General features: G+C 66.8%; 15 protein-coding genes and 1 pseudogene. 7 read left to right on the forward strand and 9 right to left on the reverse strand.

Annotated features, from left to right (window positions below; all coding sequences use genetic code 11):
* The first annotated feature begins 772 nt into the window (after window positions 1-772).
* Window positions 773-1,846: pseudogene (locus tag V8324_RS07450) on the forward strand (IS630 family transposase).
* A 286-nt stretch (window positions 1,847-2,132) separates the two neighbouring features.
* On the opposite strand, the gene V8324_RS07455 reads toward V8324_RS07450, so the two are convergent.
* The 9 genes from V8324_RS07455 to argH form a co-directional block, all read right to left on the reverse strand.
* Window positions 2,133-2,366 carry a hypothetical protein gene (locus V8324_RS07455; RefSeq protein ID WP_336419302.1) on the reverse strand — a complete coding sequence of 78 codons (234 nt, stop codon included), beginning with the start codon at window positions 2,364-2,366 and terminating at the stop codon, window positions 2,133-2,135.
* Between the two features lie 10 nt (window positions 2,367-2,376).
* Complete coding sequence (locus V8324_RS07460; protein WP_336419303.1) at window positions 2,377-3,651, reverse strand: META domain-containing protein; 1,275 nt, start codon at window positions 3,649-3,651, stop codon at window positions 2,377-2,379.
* A 66-nt stretch (window positions 3,652-3,717) separates the two neighbouring features.
* Window positions 3,718-5,184, reverse strand: a complete 1,467-nt coding sequence (locus V8324_RS07465; RefSeq protein ID WP_336419304.1) for an NAD-dependent succinate-semialdehyde dehydrogenase — start codon at window positions 5,182-5,184, stop codon at window positions 3,718-3,720.
* 93 nt (window positions 5,185-5,277) lie between these two features.
* A complete protein-coding gene (locus V8324_RS07470; RefSeq protein WP_336419305.1) occupies window positions 5,278-7,905 on the reverse strand; it encodes a TIGR02302 family protein in 2,628 nt (875 codons plus the stop codon).
* Between the two features lie 39 nt (window positions 7,906-7,944).
* Window positions 7,945-9,210 carry a diaminopimelate decarboxylase gene (lysA, locus tag V8324_RS07475; RefSeq protein ID WP_336419306.1) on the reverse strand — a complete coding sequence of 422 codons (1,266 nt, stop codon included), beginning with the start codon at window positions 9,208-9,210 and terminating at the stop codon, window positions 7,945-7,947.
* A 121-nt stretch (window positions 9,211-9,331) separates the two neighbouring features.
* The gene (locus V8324_RS07480; RefSeq protein WP_336419307.1) at window positions 9,332-9,697 is read right to left on the reverse strand and encodes a mannan-binding protein; all 366 of its coding nucleotides are present in this window, start codon (window positions 9,695-9,697) and stop codon (window positions 9,332-9,334) included.
* 125 nt (window positions 9,698-9,822) lie between these two features.
* On the reverse strand, window positions 9,823-10,122 hold the full coding sequence (locus V8324_RS07485) for a DUF2834 domain-containing protein (protein ID WP_336419308.1): 300 nt from the start codon (window positions 10,120-10,122) through the stop codon (window positions 9,823-9,825).
* Window positions 10,119-10,301 carry an argininosuccinate lyase gene (locus tag V8324_RS07490; protein WP_336419309.1) on the reverse strand — a complete coding sequence of 61 codons (183 nt, stop codon included), beginning with the start codon at window positions 10,299-10,301 and terminating at the stop codon, window positions 10,119-10,121. The genes V8324_RS07485 and V8324_RS07490 overlap by 4 nt, the downstream gene beginning before the upstream one ends.
* The gene (gene argH / locus V8324_RS07495; RefSeq protein ID WP_336419310.1) at window positions 10,298-11,689 is read right to left on the reverse strand and encodes an argininosuccinate lyase; all 1,392 of its coding nucleotides are present in this window, start codon (window positions 11,687-11,689) and stop codon (window positions 10,298-10,300) included. Before argH ends, V8324_RS07490 begins: the two co-directional genes overlap by 4 nt.
* Before the next feature lie 25 nt (window positions 11,690-11,714).
* Here argH and V8324_RS07500 point away from each other — a divergent pair, with 25 nt between their 5' ends.
* From V8324_RS07500 to V8324_RS07525, 6 genes are all read left to right on the forward strand, one after another.
* Window positions 11,715-12,278: a TlpA family protein disulfide reductase gene (locus V8324_RS07500; protein ID WP_336419311.1), complete on the forward strand. Its 564-nt coding sequence runs from the start codon at window positions 11,715-11,717 to the stop codon at window positions 12,276-12,278.
* A 106-nt stretch (window positions 12,279-12,384) separates the two neighbouring features.
* Complete coding sequence (locus V8324_RS07505) at window positions 12,385-13,080, forward strand: hypothetical protein (protein ID WP_336419312.1); 696 nt, start codon at window positions 12,385-12,387, stop codon at window positions 13,078-13,080.
* Between the two features lie 62 nt (window positions 13,081-13,142).
* Window positions 13,143-14,978 carry a membrane protein insertase YidC gene (yidC, locus tag V8324_RS07510; protein ID WP_336419313.1) on the forward strand — a complete coding sequence of 612 codons (1,836 nt, stop codon included), beginning with the start codon at window positions 13,143-13,145 and terminating at the stop codon, window positions 14,976-14,978.
* Between the two features lie 49 nt (window positions 14,979-15,027).
* Window positions 15,028-15,678: a ribosome biogenesis GTP-binding protein YihA/YsxC gene (gene yihA, locus V8324_RS07515; RefSeq protein ID WP_336419314.1), complete on the forward strand. Its 651-nt coding sequence runs from the start codon at window positions 15,028-15,030 to the stop codon at window positions 15,676-15,678.
* Window positions 15,679-15,754: 76 nt separating this feature from the next.
* The gene (locus V8324_RS07520; RefSeq protein WP_336419315.1) at window positions 15,755-16,684 is read left to right on the forward strand and encodes an ABC transporter ATP-binding protein; all 930 of its coding nucleotides are present in this window, start codon (window positions 15,755-15,757) and stop codon (window positions 16,682-16,684) included.
* Window positions 16,681-17,442, forward strand: coding sequence for an ABC transporter permease (locus V8324_RS07525; RefSeq protein ID WP_336419316.1), 762 nt, complete (start codon window positions 16,681-16,683; stop codon window positions 17,440-17,442). The genes V8324_RS07520 and V8324_RS07525 overlap by 4 nt, the downstream gene beginning before the upstream one ends.
* Window positions 17,443-17,483 lie beyond the last annotated feature (41 nt).

The following is a 17,483-nucleotide window of genomic DNA, read 5'->3' on the forward strand; positions in this document are numbered from 1 at the left end:
GGGCGGCAACCGCCGCCTGACAGAAAAAGGGCGCTCAGCCCTTACAAGAAGGCAAGTGCGTCGCGCCAAAGGCGCGCCCTGTCCTGAGTGGCACGCCTTCGGCGTGACGAGAATGGTAATGACGGACATATCGCCAAGGCCACCCTGTTCGGACCGGAGCGCAACCAGGCGCGTGCCATCGATCGGGAGTTTCGCGTCGCGGACCTTCGGTTCATCAGGGCCCGCAGCCATCGTGCTGCAATCCAGACGCCGCATACATGGCCGCAACCCAAATCATGCCAGCGTCGCCCCAAACGCCAATGCCCCGCGGGAGCCACCCATACACGGTCCCACGACAATGGACGAGCGCGTATTTTTCGCGGCCAAGCTTTGACGTTGGCCACCAGATACGGCCCGGCAGGTTGCGATGCGGAAGCGACGGATCGGCAAACGCCTATTTCGCAAAGGTGCCGACGAAAAAGCCTTGCGCCGACATCTGTGTGGTGGTCGCGTCGCCCCTCCATGGCACGGGCCATCGACAAGTGCGCACATGCTCGCTGAACACGGCCAGTTCACTCTCACTCGGCATTGCCCCTCGCGCAGTGACCTGGCGTGCCTCGATGAGCGTCGCGATCTCGGCGTTCAGTTCGGCGATCGGCCGGTCCGGGCGCGCAAGCCGCGCCTTGGTCTGGCGTTTCAGGACCGTAATACCAACGGCCCGGGTCCGTGACTCTCGCGGGCTTCCCTTCGGTTCACTGCTGTGATTCCCTTTCATCGAAGCATGGAGGTTTCGATGGCGGTTGCGATTACACGAACGGACTTGTCGGCACGTGAGCTTCGGGTTGCGGCGGCGAAGGCGAAGGATGCCAAGGCGGCGCGGCGGATGCTGGCCATCGCGCTGGTGCTGGAGGGGGTGGACCGCAAGACCGCGGCCGAGACCTGCGGGATGGACCGGCAGACGCTCCGGGATTGGGTCCACCGCTACAACGCCGACGGGCTGGCGGAGCTGTCCGACCGCCGCTCGGCCGGGCCCGCGCCGCGGCCGAGCGCTGAGCAGACGGCCGACCCGGCACGGATGGTGCGCGAGGGTCCCGACCCTGCCGTGGACGGGGTGGTGCGCTGGCGGCGCGTCGACCTTCAGCGCAGGATCGAGGTGCACTTAGGCGTCACCATGCACGAGCGCACGGTGGGCAAGCAGTTGGCCGCGCTCGGATTTCGCCGGCTGTCGGTGCGTCCGCAGCACCCGAAATCCGACCCCGAGGCCCAGGAGGCGTTCAAAAAAACTTCGCCGGGACCGTAACCGACGCCCTGCCGGATCACGCCAAGGAAAAGCCGCTGGAGGTGTGGTTCCAGGATGAAGCCCGGGTCGGCCAGCAGGGCACGCTCACCCGCATCCGGGCTCCGCGCGGCAGCCGCCCGCGCGCGCCTCGCGACACCCGCTACACCTGGGCCTGCATTGGCCTGCATCTTCGGCGCCGTCTGCCCCGAACGCGGAGCCACCGCCGCGCTGGTCATGCCCAACGCCGACACCGCTGCGATGAATGCCCACCTCGCCGAGATCTCCCGCACGGTCGCCAGGGGCGCGCATGCCGTTATCGTGCTCGACGGTGCCGGCTGGCATGGCGCCAAGGCTCTGAAGGTGCCCGACAACATCACCCTGCTGCCGCTCCCGCCATACGCCCCGGAGCTCAACCCGGTCGAGAACGTCTGGGCCGACCTCCGCGCCAACCGCCTCGCCATCTCTGTGTTCGAAACCTACGAGGAGATCGTGGCACGATGCTGCGACGCTTGGAACTTCTTCGCCACCGACATCGCCACCGTGCGCTCGATTACCACCCGAGAATACGCCAAAGCGGTCAAACGCTAAGGCCGTTGGTATAACACCTTGGATTTGGGCACGATTTCATAATCTGGCGGGGTCCTGGATCAACCCGGTGCGTGCAGCGTGCAAGGCATTGAGAATGCGCGGGTGTCTGGAGTATGGTACTTGCTTGGCAAGGTCGAACGCCGCGCCTGTCCGTGCCAGCATCTGCGCGTCCATCGTGTCTGTCCCGGCGGGGGCGCCATGTGCCTCTGCGAACCGGCGCTCGGTGACACGGGCCCGACCGGTGCGAACACGATCCGCGCCACCGGGTTGTTGCAAAGCCGTTTGCTCAGGGCACGAAAATCCACGGCGCGCCCGCAAGTCTCTGCGCGACGCGCCCTACATGCCAGCCCTCGTCGCCGCCCGCGATAGCCCGACCCTGCGACGGAAACATGAAATTATGATGCGGGCCAAGAAACCCGCCAGAGTCGCGCTCACTGCCCTTACGGAAAAGCCGATCGAACTGGCGCATCCCCTTGTTCAGCAAGACCGAAACCGGTTGCCAAAAAAACGGTTTGGTCAAGACGGAGAATCTAGTCCGGCGCGGGCGGGCGGGCCTCCAGCAGGACGTCGCCGTCGGGGCCGCCGATCAGAATCAGCGTGCCGTCCGGAGTGATGTCGAAGCGTGTCACCTGTTCCAGCGCGTCGAGCATCCGGCGTTCCTGTGCCATCAGCGGATCGTCGCAGGCCATCATCGTGCTGCCCATGGTACCGAATTGCAGGCTTTCGCCGGTCAGGTTAAAGCTGCCGATGATCCGGTTGCAGCCGCTGCTCCCGGCCACGCGGTCGGGGGGCAGGAAGTTGAGCGACAGGCGCTCGGGCTCGACCAGTTCGGCGCCGCCGATGGCGGTGATGCGCCACAGATGCTCTGTCAGCAGGTCAGCCGGGGCGCCGCCGCAACCGCGAAGGCTGCGACCGTCGAGGGTCAGCCGTGCCGTGTCGGGATGCGGCATGCCAGTGGCGTCGTCGTGGCAAATGCTTTCCTCTATACGCAGGGCGGCGCCGGCCTGCGGCATCTCGAACTGGTACGCACCGGGCATCACCTGCACCTCGGGGCGCGGGACCTCGCGGGTGATATCGCCGTAATCGGCCGCCACGGTGGCGCTGTCGGCTGTCAGCGTGACATGCCAGCCCGGCTCGTTGCCCTGCGCGCGGTAGGGGGCCTTTTCGGCGGCTGGCCGCCTTGTGCACTCGGGGAAGTCGCGCCCGTCGACCCGCAGGGTCAGCGTGTCGCCCTTGTTCCACACCAGGGTGTCGGCCTCGCCCGGCGCCTCGTAGCGTGCGCCCGACGCCGCGCGCACCTGTTCCAGCATGATCTCGCGGCCCTCGACGCGCAGCACCATCCGACCGTCGAGCACCCCGACCGAGACCGGGATGTCGCCGCAGACATACTCGGCGGCGAAGGCCAGGGGCGTGACCGGCTCGAGCGTCAGGCCGCCGAGATCGACGGGATTGCGCCCGGCCTCGAACGTGACCCCTTCGAGCACCCAGCGCGCATCGCCGAGCACGCGGATCACCGCGCTCAGATCGCCCGAGAGGCCCGAAGGCACGGTGATCTCGAAGGGCAGGGGCACCTGCCGCCCGTCGGGGTCGAGAATCGTCTCGCCCAGCATCGCGCCGAAGCGCCCCTCGACAACCACGATGGCCTCGGCCTCGGGCGGCAGGGCGATGCGTTGCTGGTAGCCGATCGTGCCGGTGACCGGGCGGATGTCGTCGGCCTGTGCCGGCGCGGGGCCGGCCGGCACGACGACCCCGGCGACGGCCAGGGCCAGAGCCGGCACGAGGGAAAGGGCAGAGACGCGGCGCATCGAGGTCCTCCTTGGGGGCTGCGGTCCCCGCCACATTAGCCGCGTCCCGCCGGACGGTCGAGACTGTCAGATGCTGGTACAGATATATTTCATCTCGAGGAACTCGTCGATGCCATGATGGCTGCCCTCGCGCCCGAGTCCGGATTGCTTGACCCCGCCGAAGGGCGCGACCTCGGTCGAGATGATGCCGGTATTGACGCCGACGATGCCGTATTCGAGCGCCTCGGCGACTCGCGTGACGCGGCTGAGATCGCGCGCGTAGAAATAGGACGCGAGGCCGAAGATCGTGTCATTGGCCAGCTCGATCACCTCGTCGACATCCGCGAACTTGAAAAGCGGCGCGAGGGGGCCGAAGGTTTCCTCGGTGGCGAAGTCCATGTTGCGGGTCGCGCCGGTGATGATCGTTGGTGGCAGGAACAGCCCCTCGGCATCCTCGGCGCCGCCCAGGATCACCGTGCCGCCCTTGGCCGTGGCGTCGGCCACGTGCGCGCGCACCTTGTCGAGCGCATCGGCGTTGATCAGCGGCCCCAGCGTGATGCCCTCTTCGAGCCCGTCGCCGACGCGCAGCTTCTCGACCGCGGCTTTTAGCTTGGCGGCGAAAGCGTCGTAGACGCCGGCCTGCACGTAGATGCGGTTGGCGCAGACGCAGGTCTGGCCGTTATTGCGGAACTTGCACAGGATCGCGCCCTCGACCGCGGCATCCAGATCGGCGTCGTCGAAGACGATGAAGGGCGCGTTGCCTCCCAGCTCCATCGAGCATTTCATCACTTGATCGGCAGCCTGTCGCAAGAGGATCCGCCCCACCTCGGTCGAGCCGGTGAAGGTCAGCTTGGCGACGCCCGGGTTCTCGCAGAATTCGCGGCCCACTTCCGACGCGCTCGACGAGGGCACGATGTTGAACACGCCGGCGGGGATGCCCGCGCGCGCGGCCAGCACGCCCATCGCCGTGGCCGAAAGCGGCGTTTCCGCCGCGGGCCGCCCTATGAAGGCACAGCCGGCGGCCAGCGCCGGCGCGGCCTTGCGGGTGATCATCGCGGTGGGAAAGTTCCACGGCGTGATCGAGGCGGCGACCCCGATGGGCTGCCTGATCACGGTGATGCGCTTGTCGCGCTGATGGCCGGGGATGGTCTCGCCGTAGATGCGCTTGGCCTCTTCGCCGAAGAACTCGATGAACGACGCGCCATAGGCGATCTCGCCTTTGGCCTCGGCCAGCGGCTTGCCCTGTTCGGCGGTCAGGATCACCCCGAGGTCGTGCTGGTTTTCCATCATCAGATCGAAAAAGCGGCGCAGCACGGTCGCGCGTTCCTTGCCGGTCCATTGCGCCCAGTCCTTTTGCGCGGTCTTTGCGGCGTCGATGGCGCGCGCGACCTGCGCGCGGCTGAGATCGGCGACATTGGCGATCACGTCGCCGCGGGCGGGGTTGCAGACCTCGAACGTGCCGTTGTCGCCATCCACCCATTCGCCGCCGATATAGGCCTTTTCGGCCAGCAGGGCGGGATCGTTGAGTATGGATTTCAGATCGGTCTCGGTCATTGGGGTCCCCTCTCGACACATGCGTTGCGCGGCACAGGAAAAGCAGCTTGGGCCGGGAATGTCCAGCACATGCGGGTCGGGACGCCGGAGCGATCAGAAGCGTTCGAGCAGCCGTTCGAGGTAGTCAAGCTCGAGCTCCGGGCGGTCGCCCTCGCCCGAGCGGCGGCGGATCTCGTCGAGAAGGTCGCGCGCGCGGCGATAGACATCCTCGCCCTGCAACAGCTCGCTTTGCGTGCCGAGGCGGCCGCCCTGTCCGCTTTCGCGGCCCAATGGGTCGGCCTGCGCCTGTCCCGGCGCGCCCTCGCCCTCGCCCTGTCCGCCGGGGTTCTGCTGCTGTTCGGCCAGCGCCTCGCCCATGTTGCGCATGCCCTCGCGCAGCGATTCCATCGCGTCGGCCTGGTTGTCGATGGCACCTGCAAGGTCATCGCCGCGCAGCGCCTCTTCGGCACGCTCCATCGACCTTTCGGCATCCTCCAGTGCGCCGCGAGCGGCATCGCCGGCCTCGCCGCCGAGCCCCGGCAGGCCTTGGCGCTGACGCTCCAGCTCGCGGCGCAGCGCCTCTTGCCGGTCGGCAAGATCGCCCTCGGCCTGGCCCTGACCGTTTTGCCCCTGTCCGTTCTGGCCCTGTCCGCGCTGGCCCTCGCCGGGTTGCGTGCCGCCCTGGCCGGGTTGGCCGGGCTGTCCGCCCTGACCTTGGCCGCGCTGCCCTTGGTTGCCCTGCGGCTGGCCCGGTTGACCGCCGGGATTGAACTGGTCCTGCAGGTCGCGGAAGGCTTGGTCTGACAGGCCCTGCTGGTCGCGCAGCGTCTCCGCGAGGCCCTCCATCGCCTCCTGTCCCGGCGATTGCCCCTGACCGCCCTGGCCTTGGGTGACCTGCATGTTCTCCATCATGCGCTGGAATTCCTCGAGCGCCTGCTGCGCCTCGGCGAAGCGGCCCTCGTTCATCAGCTCCTGGATGCGGTCCATCATGTCCTGCAGATCCTGTTGGTTCATCTGCATCATATTTTCCGCGCTGCGCTGGTCGTCGCCGCCCTCGGGGTCCTCGCGCTGCGCCTGCTGCATCTTCTGGCGCAGGTAGTCTTCTGTGGCGGCGCGGAGGTCCTGCATCAGGCGGGCAATCTCCTCTTCGCTGGCGCCGTTGCGCATCGCCTCGCTGAGGCGTTCCTGCGCGTCGCGCATCCGTTCCAGAGCGTCGTCGAGATTGCCGTCCTCAAGCAGCAGGCCGAGATCCCAGAGCGCCTGCGCGATCTCGTCGCGTCGGTCATTATCCAGCCCGCCCTCGAGGCCGGATTCCAGCCGGCGGATGATCACCCGCAGCCGCAGATACGCGGCTTCGGACCGGAAGAGCCCCTCGCGAGGCTTGTAGGAAACGGCGCGCAGCACCTGGGCGACGCGGCGTCCATTGTCGCGTGACCACAGTAGGTCGCGCCGCTGCTCGATCACCGCCGCCGCCATCGGGTTGAAGAAGCGGCGCGCCGGAAGGTCCATCGTCACGGGGTCGGACTGTCCGGTCTGCCCGATCGCGTCCTCGACCTGCAGCTTTACGGTGACCGGCAGATGCGCCCAGGGATGCTGCGACAGGTTCTCGATCAGCGTCTCGGTGAAGTCCGCCCGGTCGCCGGAAAGCGGCATCGGCAGGTCCAGTGTCAGCGGATCGCGCGGTTCGGGATCGGTGGCAAGCCCGTGGCGGCGGTCCACCGCGTCGAGATCGAGGGTGATCCGCGCGGTGCCAGCGACCACGCCGTAATCGTCTTCCGCCGCGAAGGGCAGGCTGGTCTGGCCGTCGAAGGCGGTCTTGACCTCGTCCTCCATCAGCGTGACTTCGGGGGCCACGTCGGCGATCGCCTCGACCTCCCAAATCCGCCCGCCGGGGCCATCGACTCGCAGTTCGCCATCGCGGGCGATCTCGAAGGACTGTTCCGGCGCGCGATCGGGATCTATCTCCGTGTCGGGTTCAGGCGTGGCGGGAGCGGTGCCCGAGACTGTTTCGCGCAGTGCGTAGGCGTCCGCCGCGCCGTAGAAGCGCAGCGTGACCTCGCTGCCCTCGGGCGCGCGCAGCGTGCCGGTCTGGTCGGCGAGGTAGAGGCTGGGGCGACCGGTGTAGCGCGGCGGCTCGACCCAGCCTTCCCATGTCGGGCCCTGGGCGAGTGCCGCCCCGCCGCCCCCACCGGGCATCATGTCGGTGACCGATCCCGCGCGCCAGATCGACCCGAAGAGAAGCGCCATCACCAGCGTCAGCAACGCGACGTAGCGCAGCCCGAACGGGTCGTGGCGCGACAGGCGCAAGTCGGGCTCGACCGCCTGCGCCCCGGCGGCGCGCGCCGCCATGCGCTGCTGGTGGACGCGCCATAGCGCCTGCGATCCGGCATCGCCGGCGCCCACCGCTTGGTGATCGGCGAGCGCCGCGAAGGGCCGGCCGGGCAACGTGTCGTCGAGGCGCGCCAGCGCGTCGGCTCTGTGCGGCAGCCGCAGCCGCCCCAGTCCGCGCACCAAAAGCCCGAGCGTCGCAATTCCCATCAGTGCGCCGAGGGTCCAGACGGTCTCGATCCCCAGCACATCCTGTACGCCCAGCATCAGAAGCGCGGCGGCGAGGGCCAGCAAGCTCCAGACCGGCCAAAGGGCGCGGACGAGCCGTTCGGCGATCAGCCCCGCCCATGTCAGAAGAAGGGGACGCCGCAAGCGGGCGGTTACGGTTGTCAGGGGGTCTTGCGTGTCGGCCATGAGCGGCACCTCGTCAGCGGGCTTTGCACGCGCCCCGCGTCAAAGCCATGGTGGGAGTGTATCGCGATTTATCATCTCGTCAAATGTCGGGCGTGCGCGGATCACGGCGAAGTCCTGCCCGTCGACCAGCACTTCGGGGATCAGCGGCCGCGTGTTGTATTCGCTGGCCATCACCGCGCCATAGGCGCCGGCGCTGCGGAAGGCGACCAGATCGCCTGCCTTCAGAGGCGGCAGCAGACGCCCCTTGGCGAAGGTGTCGCCCGATTCGCAGACCGGGCCGACCACGTCGTAGGGCATCCGCCCGGCGCCGGCCGTGGGCTCGGTCAGCGGCACGATATCGTGATGCGCGTCGTACATGGCCGGGCGGATCAGGTCGTTCATCGCCGCGTCGAGGATCAGGAAGTCGCGCCCCTCGCCGGATTTCACGTAGACCACCTGCGCGACGAGGATCCCGGCATTGCCGACGATCAGCCGCCCCGGCTCGATCTCGATCTCGCAGCCCAGATGGCCCAAGGTCTCGGCGATCAGTGCGCCGTAGGCGTCGGGCGGCGGCGGTGCGGTGTTGTCGCGGGTGTAGGGGATGCCAAGGCCCCCGCCGAGGTCCAGCCGCCGGATCTGGTGGCCGTCGGCGCGCAGCGTCTCGGTCAGCTCGGCCACCTTGCGATAGGCCTGACGGAACGGCTCCAGATCGGTCAGCTGGCTGCCGATATGCACGTCGATGCCCACCACCTCGATGCCGGGCAGCGTCGCGGCCTGCGCGTAGACGGCGCGGGCGCGGCTGATCGGGATGCCGAACTTGTTCTCGCTCTTGCCGGTGGCGATCTTGGCATGAGTGCGTGCGTCCACATCCGGGTTGACGCGCACGGTGATCGGCGCCGTGACGCCGAGCCTGGTCGCCACCGCGCTGAGCAGGTCCAGTTCCGGCTCGCTTTCGACGTTGAACTGGCGCACGCCGCCCTTCAGCGCCATGCGCATCTCGTCGCCGGTCTTGCCGACGCCGGAGAACACGATGCGGTCGCCGGGCACGCCGGCGGCCTTCGCCCGGGCGTATTCGCCGCCCGACACCACGTCCATCCCGGCGCCAAGATTGGCCAGCGTTTTCAGGATCGCCTGGTTGCTGGCGGCCTTCATCGCGTAGCAGACAAGGTGGTCCATGCCCGCAAGCGCCGCGTCGAACAGCCGGAAATGCCGGGTCAGCGTGGCGGTGGAATAGCAGTAGAAGGGCGTGCCGGCGGATGCGGCGATCTCGGCCAGCGGTACATCCTCGGCGTGAAGCGCGCCGTCACGGTAAAGAAAATGATCCAAGGAGACCTCCGTTCGCCTGCCACCGTCACGTAGCGCAGCGCGCGATCCGGGGCCAGCCCCTTTGGTCAGGTTGGCGGCCCCGGGGGAACCGGGACCGCCTTGGATTGCAGAGGCATGGATGTCAGAACAGCACGCCGCAGACCGACATCTTGCCTTCTTCCGTGGTGGTCCACTGGCCGTTCCATGCGCCGTTGACCGCCGCCGCCGCGACCGGGCATTTGACGTTGGCGTCCTCGTTGCTCCAGATCGGGCCGGCCTGCACGTCCTGCGGATTGATATCGTCGACGCCGCAGACCGACATGCGGCTGGGAACCGTCGTGGTCCAGTTGCCGTTCCACGTGCCGTGCACCGCAGCGGCCGCGGCCGGGCATTTCATGGCGGCGTCATCATTGCTCCAGATCGGGCCGGCCTGCACGTCCTTGGCAAGGGCCGGGGCCGAGACGGTTGCGGCGAGGAGGAGGGCGGAGGAGAAAATACGGATCTTCATGACAAGTTCCCTTTCTTGGGTTGGATGATCTGCTGACGCGTGCCAGCCATCCGACCATGGGGGATTCCCGCATAAGTAGATGTGAACATGTTCACACTATCTTCATGATTGAGGAATTTCGACGGTTACCGGGACCGCAGAAAGAGATAGAGCGGCAGGCCGCAACTGACGCCGATGCAGAACGTGGCCGGGATGGCGATCAGCCCAAGCCAGAACCGACGGTGGGCGACCTCGGCCACGATCCAGACGGTCAGGGCGATCGCCGCGATGGTCAGGTCCCAGGTCAGGCCGGTCGTGCTGTCATTGACATACCACGCGTCGATCAGCGCCGCGAGGCTCCAGTCATTGGCGGCCATGTAGGACATGAAGTAATACATCGGATGCACCGCGCCCCAAAGCGCCAATGCGGCGAAAACCCATCTCATAGCCCGACCCCCACGCCGACATTCACATTGCCCACACGTGCGCCGGTGCGGACGCTGGTATGCACCCCGCCCGAGCCCGCGCTGATCGTCGCGCCGACTGACGGGCGCAGCGGCGGGCCCTCGACGCCGCAGGCTGCAAGTACCAGAAGGCCGATCACGCCAAGTCCGATCCGTTTCATCCCAGACGCTCCTTCCATCGGGCCACCTGCGCGCGCACCTGCTCGGGCGCCGTGCCGCCATGGCTGGTGCGCGAGGCGACGGAATTATGCACGCCTAGCACAGCGTAAACCGATGCGTCGATGTCGCCATGGACCGCCTGCATTTCGGCCAGATCCAGGTCCGGCAGGTCAACGCCCTGCGCCTCGGCCCGCGCCACGAGGGTGCCGGTGACGTGATGCGCCTCGCGGAACGGCAGGCCCGCCACCCGCACCAGCCAGTCGGCGAGGTCGGTGGCCGTGGAAAACCCGGAGGCTGCGGCCTCCTCCAGATTGCCCTGCTGCGCCGCCATGTCGCGCACCATGCCTTCCATCGCGGCGAGCGCCAGCATCAGCGTGTCGGCGGCGTCGAAGACCTGTTCCTTGTCTTCCTGCATGTCCTTGGAATAGGCCAGCGGCAGGCCCTTCATCACCGTCATCAGCGCCACGTTCGCGCCGAAGATCCGGCCCACCTTGGCGCGGATCAGTTCCGCAGCGTCGGGGTTCTTCTTCTGCGGCATGATCGACGATCCAGTCGAGAACCGGTCAGACAGCGCCACGAACCGGAACTGCGACGAGGACCAGATCACCAGCTCTTCGGCCATGCGGCTGAGATGCATGGCCGTGATGCTGGCCACACCTAGGAATTCCAGCGCGAAGTCGCGGTCGCTGACGGCATCCAAGGAATTCGCACAGGGCCGGTCGAACCCGAGCTCCTGCGCGGTCATGTCGCGGTCGATGGGAAAGGATGTTCCGGCCAGCGCCGCCGCGCCCAGCGGGCATTCGTTCATCCGTGCGCGCGCGTCGCGGACGCGGCCCAGATCGCGGGCGAACATCTCGACATAGGCCATCATGTGATGGCCCCAGGTCACCGGCTGGGCGGTCTGCAGATGGGTGAAGCCGGGCATCACCCAGTCCGCGCCCGCCTCGGCCTGGCCCACCAGCGCGCGCATCAGCGCCTGAAGGCCCGCGTCCGCGGCATCGAGCTGATCGCGCACCCAGAGCCGGAAATCGGTGGCCACCTGGTCATTGCGCGAGCGCGCGGTGTGCAGCCGCCCGGCGCGCGGCCCGATCAGCGCGGTCAGCCGCGCCTCGACATTCATGTGGATGTCCTCGAGCGCGGTGGAAAAGGTGAACTCGCCGTCCTCGATCTCTGACAAGATCGTGAGCAGGCCTTCCCTCATCGCCTCGGCATCGCTATCGGTGATGATGCCGGTGGCGGCGAGCATGGCGGCATGGGCACGCGATCCGGCGATGTCCTGCACCGCCATCCGCTTGTCGAACGAGATCGAGGCGTTGATTGCCTCCATGATCGCGTCCGGCCCTGCGGCGAAGCGGCCGCCCCACATCTGGTTCGAGGTCGTGTCCGTCATTCTGCCCGGCCCTTCGGAGGAAGTCATGAAACGCATATCCGTCCTGATCCTTTATATCGCCCTCGGCCTTGGTGCAAACGCTGCGCTGGCCGATATGTCGGCGCTCGCGGCGCTGCGCGACGGCGACATGAAGAAGCTGTCCTTTCACGAGACCCCCGAGGCCGCGCCCGGGGTCGCGTTCGTGACCGCCGAAGGTGGCGAGATGACGCTTGCCGATTACAAGGGACAGCACCTGGTGGTCAATTTCTGGGCCACGTGGTGCGCGCCCTGTCGGCACGAGATGCCCACGCTGTCGGCCCTGCAAGACGCGCTCGGGGGCGAGGATTTCGCGGTGGTCACCATCGCCACGGGGCGCAACCCAGCCCCGGCGATGAAGAAATTCTTCGACGAGATCGGCGTCGAGAACCTGCCGCTGCACCGCGACCCCAAAAGCGCGCTGGCACGGTCGATGGGCGTGTTCGGCCTGCCGATCACCGTGCTTCTGGATCCGCAGGGGCGCGAGGTCGCGCGGCTGCAGGGCGATGCCGACTGGAACAGCGACAGCGCCCGCGCGATCATCGCGGCATGGATCGGCGACGGCGCAAGCTGAGCGCGAGCGTGCCGGATCTTCAAGATCCGGCTCAGATCGCGCTGCGGAATTCGCCGTTTCTTAATCCTGCCTGTCTAAGGTCGGCCGAATTCGGACAGGAGATGGCATGGACCGCCGCAGTTCCACGACACTCGCCCCCGCCGAGGGAGCGCGCCTATTGCGGGCGCATTGGGCAGAGGCGGCGATCTTCGCGATCGCCTGCGGGCTGGCGCTGGCTTGGTTCGGCGCGGGCGCCGGGCTGTTGATGCTGCCCTTCGGGCTTCTTGGCGGATTGTTGATCGCAGAGCGGCGCGGCGTTTCGGCGTCGCGCGAGACCGTGGACGCCCTGCACCCGCTACGTGCCGCCATCGACGAGCGGTGTCTGTCGTTGCGCAAGTCCGACGCGAGTTTCGCGCTGGTCATCGCCCGGATCGATGTCGGGGATGGCGGGGTCGCGAGATCCTGTCTCGACCGGCTATCGCGGGTGTTGCGCGACGATGATCTTCTGTTCGAGCTGTCGCCGGGGCGGGTGGCAATCCTGCTCGCCCCGGGTTCAGGCCTGACGCATGCGGCGCTGACGGCGTTGGGCACGCGGCTGCAGGATGCGCTCTCGGGGCCCGCGCCGCGCGCGTCAAATCCACCCGGCCCCAGTGTGGCGCTGGGGATCTGCATGGCGGACGCGGTGACCGACCGGTCGGGGCGCGGGATGATCCGGGCGGCCGAATCGGCGCTTGCGCAGGCGGTGCGCGACGGGGCGTCGGCGATCCGGTTTCACGGTGCGCTGGCACCGGACCCGCCACAAGCGTGCCCGGAAACCCCTTGACCTTTGGCACCGCACTCTGTTGAACGCCCGCGAGACCTTCAACACACGGACGGTGCCGGATCATGGATGATCAGAACAAGAACCTCATTCTCGCGACGGCGCTCAGCTTCGTCGTGATCCTTGTCTGGTTCGTGATGTTCCCGCCGCCGGAAACCGAGCCTGTCGACCCCAACCAGACCGTCAGCGAGACTCAGGGCGAGCTGACGCCGCCGCGCGCCGAAACCGGGCCGGGATCGACCGACGCCACGACCGGCGGCACCTCGGGCGAGGGTCCCGAGGAAGCCCTCGACGCCCCGCGTCTCGATATCGACACGCCGCGCCTCAAGGGCAGCGTGTCGTTGCAGGGCGGGCGGATCGACGAGCTTCTGCTCAAGAATTACCGCGAAACCATCGAACCCGACGCGGAGATCGTACGTCTTCTGTCGCCGGTCGGCACCGACAATCCCTATTACGCGCTTTACGGTTGGGCCCCGGGCAGCGGGCTGACATCCGAGGACGTGCCGGGCGCCAACACCGTCTGGGAGATCGAGAGCGGCGGCACGCTGACCCCCGACAGCCCCGTGACCCTTCGCTGGGACAACGGCGCGGGCCTCGAGTTCCGGCGCGAGCTGAGCGTGGACGACGATTACATGTTCTCGGTGCGCCAAAGCGTCGAGAATGGCGGTGACCAGACCGTCAGCCTTGCGCCCTACGGCATCCTCGCGCGGCACGGGACGCCGGATGACCTGAAGAATTTTTTCATCCTGCACGAGGGCGTGGTCGGCATGGCCGATGGCGAGCTGACCGAAACCAGCTATTCCAATGTCGAGGAATACGAGTTCAACCCCCGCGAGGGGGCTCCCGCCGAGGTCACGCAGGTCAGCGAGAACGGCTGGATCGGGATCACCGATCATTACTGGATGACCACGCTGATCCCGGAACAGGGCAGCCCGTTCAAGGCGGTGAGCAAGTACGATCCGCGCCGCGGCATCTACCAGACCGAGACCGTGCAGCCCACCCGCAGCCTCGCGCCCGGCGAGACCTCGGTATCCGACACCCGGCTCTTCGCCGGGGCGAAGGAATGGGCGACGATCCGCAGCTACCAGAACGAGGCCGGCGTCGCGCGGTTTCTCGATTCCATCGACTGGGGCTGGTTCTTCTTCCTGACCAAGCCGATCTTCGCGGTGCTGCACTGGCTCAACGTGCTGATCGGCAACATGGGCTGGGCGATCATCGGCCTGACCCTTCTGATCAAGATCGTGCTGTTGCCGCTGGCCTACAAATCCTACGTCTCGATGGCGAAGATGAAGGAGCTTCAGCCGCAGATGGAGCAGATCAAGGAGCAGGCCGGCGACGACAAGCAGAAGCTTCAGAAGGAGATGATGGAGCTTTACAAGAAGGAGAAGGTCAACCCCGCCTCGGGCTGTCTGCCGATCCTGCTGCAGATCCCGATCTTCTTCTCGCTCTACAAGGTGATCTTCGTCACGCTCGAATTGCGGCACGCGCCGTGGATCGGCTGGATCCGCGACCTGTCGGCGCCCGATCCGTCCTCGCTTTACAATCTCTGGGGCATCCTGCCCTGGGCCGCGCCAGAGCCGGGATCGATCATGGCGCTGATCTTCATCGGCATCCTGCCGCTATGCCTGGGCGTGTCGATGTGGCTGCAGCAGAAGCTGAACCCGGCGCCGACCGATCCGACACAGAAGATGATCTTTGCCTGGATGCCGTGGGTCTTCATGTTCATGCTGGGCAGCTTTGCCAGCGGTCTCGTGATCTACTGGATCGCCAACAACGTGATCACCTTCAGCCAGCAATATCTGATCATGCGCAGCCAGGGCTACAAGCCGGACGTGTTCGGTAACATCATGTCGAGCTTCAAGAAGAAAACGCCGCAGACAGGCACGGACAACAAGAAGTGAGACCGACAGTCGGCCCGTACAAGATGTGCCCGCGGCGCGGGGCGGCGTGATGGCGCTGCCCTTCCCCGTCGCGGATGGGCCGGATCCGGAGGCGGGCGAGCGCGGGCGCATGCTCTTTGCCGGGTCGGTCGATTTCCTGAAAGGCGTGGTGGCGATGGACGGCCTGCCGCCCGCCGACCGGCCCGAGGTCTGCTTCGCTGGCCGTTCGAATGTCGGGAAATCCACGCTGATCAACGTGGTGACCGGGCGCCGCGCGCTGGCGCGGGCGTCGAACACGCCCGGCCGCACGCAGGAGATCAACTTTTTCACGGCCGGAGACAGCCATTACCTGGTGGATCTGCCGGGCTACGGCTTTGCCAATGCGCCGGTGGCGGTGGTGCGGCAATGGCAGGCGCTGCTGAAGCAGTACCTGTCGGGCCGCGCCACGCTGCGCCGGGCCTTCGTTCTTGTCGATGCGCGCCACGGCATCAAGACCGTCGACGAGGAGATCATGAGGCTTCTGGACAGCTCGGCGGTGACGTTCCAATGCGTGCTGACCAAGACCGACAAGATCAACGCCGCGACCCGCGACCAGGTGCTGGCGCAGGTGCGCGAAAGGCTGGCGTCGCATCCGGCGGCTTTTCCCGAACTGATCCTGACCTCGGCCGAGACCGGCGAGGGGCTGAGCACGCTGCGCGCGGCGATCGCCACGCTCGACTAGGCTGGCATTGGCTGCGAGCCCATTGCACTGGCGCGGTAAACCTCTAGGTTCCCCGCGAACGCGAAGAGGGACAGGCATGACCACCATCGTCAAGGTCCGCAATATGGGCAAGACATACGGTGACGGATCGCAGGCGCTGCGCGACGTGTCGCTGGATATCGAAGAGGGCGAGATCATCGCGCTGTTGGGGCCCAACGGCGCCGGCAAGACGACGCTGATCTCGGCGCTATGCGGGATCACCACGCCCACCGAGGGGACCGCCGAGATTGGCGGGCACGACATCGTCACCGGCTATCGCGGCGCGCGGTCGATGGTCGGGCTGGTGCCGCAGGAGATCGCGCTCGAGCCGTTCGAGAAGGTGATGAACACCGTGCAGTTCTCGCGCGGGCTGTTCGGCAAGCCGCGCGACAACGCGGTCGTCGAGCGGGTGTTGCGGCAGTTGTCATTATGGGACAAGCGCAATGCGCGCACCCGCGAATTGTCGGGCGGCATGAAGCGCCGGGTGCTGATCGCCAAGGCGCTGTGCCACGAGCCGCGGGTGCTGTTTCTCGACGAGCCGACGGCCGGCGTCGACGTGGAACTGCGCCGCGAGATGTGGGACGTTGTGCGCGGCCTGAAGGAGCAGGGCGTGACGATCATCCTGACCACGCATTACCTCGAAGAGGCCGAGGCGATGGCCGACCGGATCGCGGTGATCAACCGCGGCGAGGTGCTGCTGGTCGAGGAAAAGGCGGCGCTGATGCGCAGACTTGGGCGCAAGTCGCTGAAGATCGAACTGGCAGAACCGGTCGACGAGGTCCCCGCGGCGCTGGAGAAATACGCGCTTGAGCGGGTCGAGGAGGGGCACGCGCTGATCTATCATTACGACACGCGCGGGCAGGGCACCGGGATCACCCGGCTGTTGCAGGCGCTGACGCGCGAGGGGCTGACGCTGCGCGATATCGAGACCCGGACGAGCAGTCTGGAAGAGATCTTCGTCAGTCTCGTGCAGGAGGATGCGGCATGAATTTCTATGCCATTCGCGCGATGTATGTCTACGAGATGAAGCGGTTCTTCCGCACGATCTTCGAATCGCTGCTGTCGCCGGTGATTTCCACAACGCTTTACTTCGTGGTCTTCGGCGCCGCGATCGGCGGGCGCATCGAGCAGGTCGAGGGTGTCAGCTACGGCGCCTTCATCGTGCCCGGCCTCATCATGCTTAGCGTGATGAACCAGGCGATCTCCAACGCCTCTTTCGGGATCTATTTCCCCAAATTCATCGGCACCATCTACGAGCACCTCTCGGCGCCGATCAACTTCTTCGAGATTGTGCTGGGCTATGTCGGTGCGGCCGCGACCAAGGCCTTCGCGATCGGGGCGGTGATCCTTTTCACCGCGCAGTTCTTCATCGATTTCGAGATCCGGCACCCGGCGATGATGCTGCTGTTCCTGGTGATGATCTCGATCGCGTTCTCGCTGTTCGGGTTCATCATCGGCATCTGGTCGGAAAATTTCCAGCAATTGCAGCTTGTTCCGCTGCTGGTCATCACCCCGCTGGTGTTCCTCGGCGGGGCGTTCTACTCGGTCTCGATGCTGCCTGAGGCGTGGCAGCCTGTGGCGCTGCTGAACCCGATCGTCTACCTGATCTCGGGGTTCCGTTGGTCGTTCTTCGGGGTCGCCGATGTCGGGATCGGGGTCAGCTTGGCTGCAATCGCGTTGTTCTTCGGGCTGTGCCTCGGGATCGTCTGGTGGATCTTCGCGACCGGCTACCGCATCAAGGCGTGAGGCCGCGCGCCATCCTCCTGTCTTGTTTGTCCTGCCCACGG

Origin of the sequence: Roseovarius sp. D22-M7 (assembly GCF_037083785.1) — a bacterium.
GTDB lineage: Bacteria > Pseudomonadota > Alphaproteobacteria > Rhodobacterales > Rhodobacteraceae > Roseovarius.

Bases quoted from the DNA above. Each gene is read 5' to 3' on its own strand.
- V8324_RS07460 (WP_336419303.1), bottom strand. From the start codon at position 3,651: ATGCGCCGCGTCTCTGCCCTTTCCCTCGTGCCGGCTCTGGCCCTGGCC.
- V8324_RS07465 (WP_336419304.1), bottom strand. From the start codon at position 5,184: ATGACCGAGACCGATCTGAAATCCATACTCAACGATCCCGCCCTGCTG.
- V8324_RS07520 (WP_336419315.1), top strand. From the start codon at position 15,755: ATGACCACCATCGTCAAGGTCCGCAATATGGGCAAGACATACGGTGAC.
- V8324_RS07485 (WP_336419308.1), bottom strand. From the start codon at position 10,122: ATGAGATGGGTTTTCGCCGCATTGGCGCTTTGGGGCGCGGTGCATCCG.
- V8324_RS07480 (WP_336419307.1), bottom strand. From the start codon at position 9,697: ATGAAGATCCGTATTTTCTCCTCCGCCCTCCTCCTCGCCGCAACCGTC.
- yihA (WP_336419314.1), top strand. From the start codon at position 15,028: ATGGCGCTGCCCTTCCCCGTCGCGGATGGGCCGGATCCGGAGGCGGGC.
- V8324_RS07490 (WP_336419309.1), bottom strand. From the start codon at position 10,301: ATGAAACGGATCGGACTTGGCGTGATCGGCCTTCTGGTACTTGCAGCC.
- argH (WP_336419310.1), bottom strand. From the start codon at position 11,689: ATGACGGACACGACCTCGAACCAGATGTGGGGCGGCCGCTTCGCCGCA.
- V8324_RS07505 (WP_336419312.1), top strand. From the start codon at position 12,385: ATGGACCGCCGCAGTTCCACGACACTCGCCCCCGCCGAGGGAGCGCGC.
- yidC (WP_336419313.1), top strand. From the start codon at position 13,143: ATGGATGATCAGAACAAGAACCTCATTCTCGCGACGGCGCTCAGCTTC.
- V8324_RS07525 (WP_336419316.1), top strand. From the start codon at position 16,681: ATGAATTTCTATGCCATTCGCGCGATGTATGTCTACGAGATGAAGCGG.
- V8324_RS07500 (WP_336419311.1), top strand. From the start codon at position 11,715: ATGAAACGCATATCCGTCCTGATCCTTTATATCGCCCTCGGCCTTGGT.
- V8324_RS07470 (WP_336419305.1), bottom strand. From the start codon at position 7,905: ATGGCCGACACGCAAGACCCCCTGACAACCGTAACCGCCCGCTTGCGG.